Below are 915 nucleotides of genomic sequence, written 5' to 3'. Positions count from 1 at the left end.
TTAAAACCTCTTCTTCTTAACATCTTCTAAGATATTATTAGCTATATCACTTACTGTACTAGAAATAATAGCTGATTCATTAGCAATTTCAACATTATCTTTAGTAGTTTGATCAATTTGTGCTACGCTATCATTGATTTGAGTAATACCTGCAGTTTGTTCTTTAATACTTTCTGCCATATCATTGATAGATTGAACAAGTAAATTAGTATTAGCTTCTATTTCAGATAAAGACTTTTGAGTTCTCTCAGCTAGTTTTCTAACTTCATCAGCCACAACAGCAAAGCCTCTACCATGTTCTCCAGCACGAGCTGCTTCAATAGCTGCATTTAAAGCTAGAAGATTAATTTGATCTGCAATATCTCCTATGATACCTGTAACATTTTTAATCTCTTCAGATTGAGTGATAACATCACTAGTTTTAACTGAAACATTTTGCATAGAAGAAGTGATCTCTTCTAAAGCTGCTGCAGTTTCTTCTAAAGATTGAGCTTGAGAATTTGAAGAAGTGGTTAAGCTTTGAACAGCAGTTTGTAATTTTCCACTTTCATTAGCTAAAGCATTAGCAAAGTCTGAACTTTGTTTTAGCATTTTAACTATTTCATCACCTAAAGCATTAGTAGTTAATTCAACACTTCCTGAAGCATTAGAGATTTTATTTCTAAAATCTAAGCTTTTGTATTCTTCAAATATTTTATGAATAACATTCATATCAGAACCTACTCTAGCTTGTAAAACATCAAGAAGTTTATTTAGAACATTTTTAAGTTCAATCAGTTGTGGGTTTCTTGGATTAGCGGTAATTCTTGCTGTTAAATTACCACCTTCTACAACTGATACGGTTTGAACTGATTCTTTAACAGCTTGATTGTCTTGTTCTAAACCTTTTTTAGTAGCAAGGATGTTTTCGTTGAT

At 31.6% G+C, this 915-nt stretch carries 1 protein-coding gene; it reads right to left on the bottom strand.

What is annotated here, in order from left to right; genetic code table 11:
- A partial coding sequence (locus ELQ12_RS09740) for a methyl-accepting chemotaxis protein (protein WP_002934477.1) occupies positions 1-915 on the bottom strand: 915 nt, incomplete at its 5' end.

The sequence above is a fragment of the Campylobacter sp. US25a genome (assembly GCF_004379075.1).
Lineage (GTDB): Bacteria > Campylobacterota > Campylobacteria > Campylobacterales > Campylobacteraceae > Campylobacter_D > Campylobacter_D jejuni.
The sequence above is the reverse complement of the archived record's forward strand: the minus strand, read 5'-3'. Positions and strand labels throughout refer to the sequence as shown.